This window comes from Chamaesiphon sp. VAR_48_metabat_403, assembly GCF_031422475.1.
Lineage (GTDB): Bacteria > Cyanobacteriota > Cyanobacteriia > Cyanobacteriales > Chamaesiphonaceae > Chamaesiphon.
This window is the reverse complement of sequence record NZ_JANPLS010000016.1, coordinates 1-5,704: the sequence shown is the minus strand read 5'-3', so window position 1 is coordinate 5,704 and position 5,704 is coordinate 1. Positions and strand designations below refer to the sequence as shown.

The following is a 5,704-nucleotide window of genomic DNA, read 5'->3' as shown; positions in this document are numbered from 1 at the left end:
GAAATCGGGGGTAGATACCAGTGAAATTTATTGCTCGAACCACTTATCTTCTTTAAGTGCTTGTTTAGCTTGTTCGATCTGCTGGGGTTCTGGCAAATCGGGAGCTTCAGATGAGTTGGTGATGCCTTCGGCTTTGGTAGTGAGGTCATTTTTCATGACTGCACTAGCCTCAGCCTGGGGTCGAGCGACCTCTTCCGTACTGGTAAACATTTGCCGAGATTCACTGGCGATCTCCGTGCGGAAATCGGCGCAAGCGGCCTCGATAGTTTGGCTTTTAGCTTTACCTGATGGCGAACCTAACAGTTGCTGTGCTTCGGTTGCCATTTCGGCTTTCATTGTCGAACAAGCCTCGGTCAAAGTTGGGTGTTTGCCCATCTTGGCGGTACCTGAGACAATCTGCTCGGCTTCAGTTGTCATTTGGGCTTTTAGCTCCGAGCAAGCTTCTGTAAAAGTTTGCAATTGTCCAGCATCGGAGCTTGTGCGATCGGGTTCGGAGCTATTGCCCGCAATCGCCTCTGGCGTTGTCTTAGAAGTATTTACATCGTCCATAGTATGCAATTTGGGCGTATAATTTACACAACCAAAGTATTTACTATTTTACGATCGATTCCCAATCGGGCTATCTATTAATGTGTATACAAGGGTACTGTCGATCGACAGATCGATCCGCCCTATTTAGACTGTAACAGGCTCTTTGCTGCTAAATTCGGGACGCGCACCGTTAGCATTAAGAGCTTCGCCTTCGATGAACGATCGCAGCATCCACGCCATTTCTTCGTGCTGCTCCATGATTCCAGTCAAGAAGTCGGCAGTACCTTGGTCGTGAAAATCTTCGCTACAACCATCGATATGCTCGCGGAGGTTGCGAACTATCTGCTCGTGGTCTTCGACTAGTGCCGATACCATCCCGGTTGCCATCGGGATGTTTCCTGGATGCTCGGCTAAAGATGCGTAGTCTAAAAAGCCTTTCATGGTGCCGATCGGATAACCTCCAAGCGCGCGAATTCGCTCGGCGATCGCATCGATATTTGCGGAAATTGCCTCATAATGATCGTCCCATAATTTGTGTAGGGAGATGAATTGAGGGCCGACTACATCCCAGTGGAATTTTTTAGTTTTGACGACTAGTAGATAAGAATCTGCTAAGTCATGGTTGAGCAGATCGATGACACCTGCACGTTGTTCGTCAGTTAAGCCAATATTGATACTACGCATGGTTTCTAAATCTCCAAAAATATTTACCTAAACAGTCGCGGATTTGTGGCGATTAATCGCCACACTTTATTTACCAAAGAAATTTTTAACTCGTTCGGTGACTTTTTCAGCAGCGTTCTCAACTCGATCGTTACTAGCATCGACAGCGATTTTTGTCTCATTTAAGTCATCTTTGACTTTCATTTTTGCGGATGCTGCTTTATCTTCGATCGCTGACTGTGATTTACCGATCGATTGTTTGGCAGAGCCTGTCATTTCTTCCGCTTTACCAGATACTTGTGTTGACATGCTATCCATGCTTGTCGCAACTAGGGGCGATGCATTGGCAAGATCGACTCCTAAGAAAGCACTTTGCCAAACTAAGGCAAGGAGCGACACTCCGATCGTTACTTTGATAAGCTGACGATGGCTGGCAGCAATTAACCGATCGATATTAAATTTCATGATTCTAGGCTGATTACTTTGAGTACCACTGTCTATTTATATCAGGGACTACTCAAGCAATGAATCTCTCCTCTGAGTGATTTATCATAGTGGCTCTGTCGATCGTATATCTATCGATCGACAGAGCCACTGCTGGAAAAATTCATGTTGTATACTTTTAGAATGTGGCAGACATCCGCCGGGAAAGTCATGATACTTATTGAGATTGAATTTCGAGGGCACGAGCGGCGGCTTGGCGTTCGCTATGTCGATCTGTCAAATCGTCAACATGCCCCCGCAATAGCATCGTAAACTTGTAGAGTTCTTCCATTACATCTACCACCCTGTCTCGGTAATCCGAATCTTTCATCGTGCCATCTTCATGAAACTCCTGATACGCCTTCGCTACCGATGACTGATTGGGAATCGTAAACATCCGCATCCATCGCCCCAATAGTCGCATCGTATTCACGGCATTAAAAGACTGCGAACCGCCGCTCACCTGCATGACGGCTAATGTCCGCCCTTGAGTCGGTCGCACCGCCCCAATTGTGAGGGGAATCCAATCGATCTGATTTTTCATAATCCCCGTAAGCTGTCCGTGCAGTTCTGGGCTAGACCAGACTTGACCTTCCGACCAGAGGCTTAACTCGCGTAACTCCTGTACCTTTGGGTGAGTATCGGGAACGCTGCCATAAATAGGCAATTCACGGGGGTCAAAGAACCTTACCTCGGCACCGAACCCTTGAATGATTCGGGCGGCTTCTTCCGCCACCAAGCGGCTGTACGATCGATCGCGAAGTGAGCCATATAAGAACAATATTCTGGGGGGATGGTCGAAATTTTTCATCAGATCGTGGAATTTAAACTTACCGTCATTAGCAGTTTCTTTTAACTATTTTCCGCTGAGAGAGAACTTAAAAAGACTGTCTGAGCTAGTTCTAGCACTGCCTGTGAGTTTGCAGTTGAGATCGTCAGGGTCGCATCTTCATCAGACGCACCATTCAAAATCAGGTAGGCAGCCAACATCGTCCCCGTTCGGTGTAAACCACCCGTGCAATGGACGGCAGTCCCCACACCTTGGCGATGATATCGGTCTACAAAATCGATTAATTCCTCGACTTGCGAACGACTCGGCGAACTAGCAATCTGGATCGGTAGCCATAAGTGAGGAATATTTTCTCGATCGTATAATTCCAGATTAGATCGATCGTGCATTACCGAGACGATCGCCCCAATTCCCACAGATTGTAACTCTTTTAATTCCTCTGCTGTAGGCTTCCGCACTCCTGCTAATTTGCCACGAATTACCCACCATAAGTTCTCGATAATTGGTTCAGATTGCTGCTCCATTGGTTTTAATTTCTACAGGTAACAGGATAAGCGATTCTCTTGGCAAGAGAACCACCCTAAATTTCTAAATTAAATTAACAATTAATAAGTTGGTTTCTTTGGTAACAAATCCGAAATCTTGGAATTGATTCTGGCTTTTCCTGAAAATACCGTGCCTGTTTTACCGCGATTAAAGTTAATGAAGTTAACATCTCTAACTTTGTCTGGTAAAGCCACATAGCCAACCGAATCGACTACTGTCGAGACTTTATTGATATATAGCCTGACAAACTTACCAAGTACCTGCCGATTAGCACTAGAGCGGAGATTGACATAAATAAATAGCGGTCTAGAGAGTGGCTGATACTGATTTTTTTCTACAGTTTGAGTTGATGGCAAGATTGCCCCTTTACCATTATCAACTGGCAATAGTTTCAACTTACTTTGGTTTTCCTGGTAATAAGCATAACCAAAATAACCTAAAGCATTTGGATCTTTACTAATTCCTTCTACCAAGGCTTCGTCATCTTCACTGGCGGTGTAGTCTTTACGAGTAGCTTTAGATTTTCCGACGATCGCCTCGTTAAAATAATCGAAAGTACCAGACTTGTCACCCGCCCCAAATAGCTTGATGGGTCGATCGGGCCAAGAGGCACGTACTTGGTTCCATCGCATGATTTTACCCTGTGCCGCAGGTTCCCAGAGCTTTTTCAATTCGGCAACGGTGATATCTTTTGCCCAGTCATTTTGGGGATTGATGGCGATCGTTAGTGCGTCAAAAGCGATCGGAAACTCCATGTATCGCACTCCATTTTTCTTGCAAGTTTCCATCTCGGCTAGCAAAATTGGTCGCGAAGCATTACTGATATCGGTTTTGCCAGCACAGAATTTTTCAAACCCGCCTGTCGTGCCAGAAACTTTAACTTCAACCTGCCCCTGATTTTTGGCATCTGCTTCAAATAGCTTGACGATCGCCTGGGTAATCGGATACACCGTACTCGAACCATCAATCTTAATTGTTGGGTTAGTCACTTTTCCTGGATCTCCCTCAGCCCCCTGTGCCAACAATTGGCTGTGGGCGGATGAATTGGCTGTTGCGGTAGCACTAGCTGTTAAAGCCAGCACTGCTAAGACTGTAGCGAATTTTTTTACTGTTGCGTTCATTGTGTTCGGTTCTTTGTTGATTTTCAAGTATGTATGTTTGTCATTTGCCAAAAATTAATCGCCTTCGCCAGCTTTCCAGGCGATCGCATTACTGGGCTGAGGATCGGGTAATTTCAGCGTCACCAATGCCGCCCCCAGCACAAAGAATGCTGATACCCACAGACAACCCACCAGCCCGTAAAACTGATAAACTAGCCCCGATAATACCGTCCCTGCCAACCGCCCGCCAGAGTTCGCCATATAGTAAAAGCCCACATTCAACGCCACCTTGTCATCGTCGGTAAATGCTAATACTAGGTAAGAGTGAACCGCCGAGTTAAAAGCAAACACCACCCCGAAGATACAGAGTCCACCAACAATGGCAAGATTCGGCGGAACGTTTAATTGGAGGGCTATTGCGATCGCGGCGGGTACTGCAACCAGCGTAAATGTCCAAAACTGGATCGTCTTCGATCCTGGCGGCTGACCAGATCCAAAACGTTTGAGCAGGACTGGTGCTGAAAATTGAATAATGCCGTAACCAATTACCCAGCAAGCCAAAAAGCCCCCCACCTGGGCGAAAGACCAGCCTAACTGTCCTCGTAAAAAGACTGGCAAACCCACCACAAACCAAACATCTCTGGAGCCAAATAAAAAGAATCGGGCAGCCGAGAGAATATTGATTTCGCGGCTCTTGGAGAAGAGTTGGCTAAATTTAACCTTTTGCTTGATTTTGCCCATCCCCTTGGGCAGCAATAGCCCAGAGAACATGATTAATGACAGCCCACCCGCCATAATCCATAAGGAATGAACAAAACCAACCGAAGTCAGCAAGGCACCGCCAAGAAAGAAGCCCGCCCCCTTGAGGGCATTCTTGGAACCTGTCAGCACTGCTACCCATTTGAATAGCGATGACTGAGCATCTTGAGGCACCACCAACCGAATCGCACTCTTGGAACTCATCTTGGTCAAGTCTTTAGCAATCCCCGAAAATGCCTGAGCAACCATCACATACGGGACGGCAATCCACTGTGTCCAAGTTGGATCGAGGAAAGACAAAATCACTAGCGAAATCACCTGTAGTCCAATCCCAGTGTAAAGTGTCACCTTCAGTCCGAACTGGGAGCCAATCCAACCGCCGAAAAAGTTGGTGACTACACCGAAGACTTCGTAGAACAGGAACAGTGAGGCGATTTGGATGGGGGTGTAACCAATGTTGTAAAAGTAGAGCAGCACCAACATTCGCAGGGCACCATCGGTGACGGTGAAGCCCCAATAGGCTAATGTTACGAGTGCATAGTTCTTGAAGTTGGCACTGGAAGCTGTAGTAGAATCCATGACTGCACAAGGAAGGAATAAGGGGACAATTTAGTTTGGGATTACGGGAAGCCTAGAGACTGAAGTCTCTGCTCATGATACAAAGTCCGCCTTCGCGGACTGAAATATTAGTAGTAGTGGCTCGACACGCTTAAAATTGTGGGTAAAGATGATGCAGTTTAATTCGAGCATCTGTGGTAGTAAATTGCCATTTTACCTTAGAATGTTCTTGGTTTCGTTCTTGTTGCCAAGCAGCTAACTCAGCTTTAAGAAG

General features: G+C 46.3%; 7 protein-coding genes and 1 pseudogene. All 8 read right to left on the bottom strand.

The window, feature by feature from the left end; translation table 11 throughout:
- Positions 1-27 precede the first annotated feature (27 nt).
- Entirely contained in the window at positions 28-549 is a 522-nt protein-coding gene (locus tag RMO79_RS00775) for a hypothetical protein (RefSeq protein ID WP_310481137.1), read from the bottom strand.
- Between the two features lie 126 nt (positions 550-675).
- Complete coding sequence (locus tag RMO79_RS00770; RefSeq protein WP_310481136.1) at positions 676-1,215, bottom strand: Dps family protein; 540 nt, start codon at positions 1,213-1,215, stop codon at positions 676-678.
- A 66-nt stretch (positions 1,216-1,281) separates the two neighbouring features.
- Positions 1,282-1,659: a hypothetical protein gene (locus tag RMO79_RS00765; protein ID WP_310481135.1), complete on the bottom strand. Its 378-nt coding sequence runs from the start codon at positions 1,657-1,659 to the stop codon at positions 1,282-1,284.
- A 196-nt stretch (positions 1,660-1,855) separates the two neighbouring features.
- Positions 1,856-2,488 (bottom strand): arsenical resistance protein ArsH, encoded by a 633-nt coding sequence (arsH, locus tag RMO79_RS00760; protein WP_310481134.1) that lies wholly within the window; start codon positions 2,486-2,488, stop codon positions 1,856-1,858.
- A gap of 41 nt (positions 2,489-2,529) precedes the next feature.
- On the bottom strand, positions 2,530-2,991 hold the full coding sequence (locus RMO79_RS00755; protein WP_310481133.1) for a dual specificity protein phosphatase family protein: 462 nt from the start codon (positions 2,989-2,991) through the stop codon (positions 2,530-2,532).
- An 81-nt stretch (positions 2,992-3,072) separates the two neighbouring features.
- The gene (locus tag RMO79_RS00750) at positions 3,073-4,134 is read right to left on the bottom strand and encodes a PstS family phosphate ABC transporter substrate-binding protein (protein ID WP_310481132.1); all 1,062 of its coding nucleotides are present in this window, start codon (positions 4,132-4,134) and stop codon (positions 3,073-3,075) included.
- 54 nt (positions 4,135-4,188) lie between these two features.
- Complete coding sequence (arsJ, locus tag RMO79_RS00745) at positions 4,189-5,451, bottom strand: organoarsenical effux MFS transporter ArsJ (protein WP_310481131.1); 1,263 nt, start codon at positions 5,449-5,451, stop codon at positions 4,189-4,191.
- Between the two features lie 130 nt (positions 5,452-5,581).
- Positions 5,582-5,704 (bottom strand): annotated as a pseudogene (locus RMO79_RS00740) (IS630 family transposase); the annotation flags it as partial.

What these genes read in the sequence shown, in the direction of transcription:
- RMO79_RS00750 (WP_310481132.1), bottom strand. Translation starts at nt 4,134, where the DNA reads ATGAACGCAACAGTAAAAAAATTCGCTACAGTCTTAGCAGTGCTGGCT.
- arsJ (WP_310481131.1), bottom strand. Translation starts at nt 5,451, where the DNA reads ATGGATTCTACTACAGCTTCCAGTGCCAACTTCAAGAACTATGCACTC.
- RMO79_RS00765 (WP_310481135.1), bottom strand. Translation starts at nt 1,659, where the DNA reads ATGAAATTTAATATCGATCGGTTAATTGCTGCCAGCCATCGTCAGCTT.
- arsH (WP_310481134.1), bottom strand. Translation starts at nt 2,488, where the DNA reads ATGAAAAATTTCGACCATCCCCCCAGAATATTGTTCTTATATGGCTCA.
- RMO79_RS00770 (WP_310481136.1), bottom strand. Translation starts at nt 1,215, where the DNA reads ATGCGTAGTATCAATATTGGCTTAACTGACGAACAACGTGCAGGTGTC.
- RMO79_RS00775 (WP_310481137.1), bottom strand. Translation starts at nt 549, where the DNA reads ATGGACGATGTAAATACTTCTAAGACAACGCCAGAGGCGATTGCGGGC.
- RMO79_RS00755 (WP_310481133.1), bottom strand. Translation starts at nt 2,991, where the DNA reads ATGGAGCAGCAATCTGAACCAATTATCGAGAACTTATGGTGGGTAATT.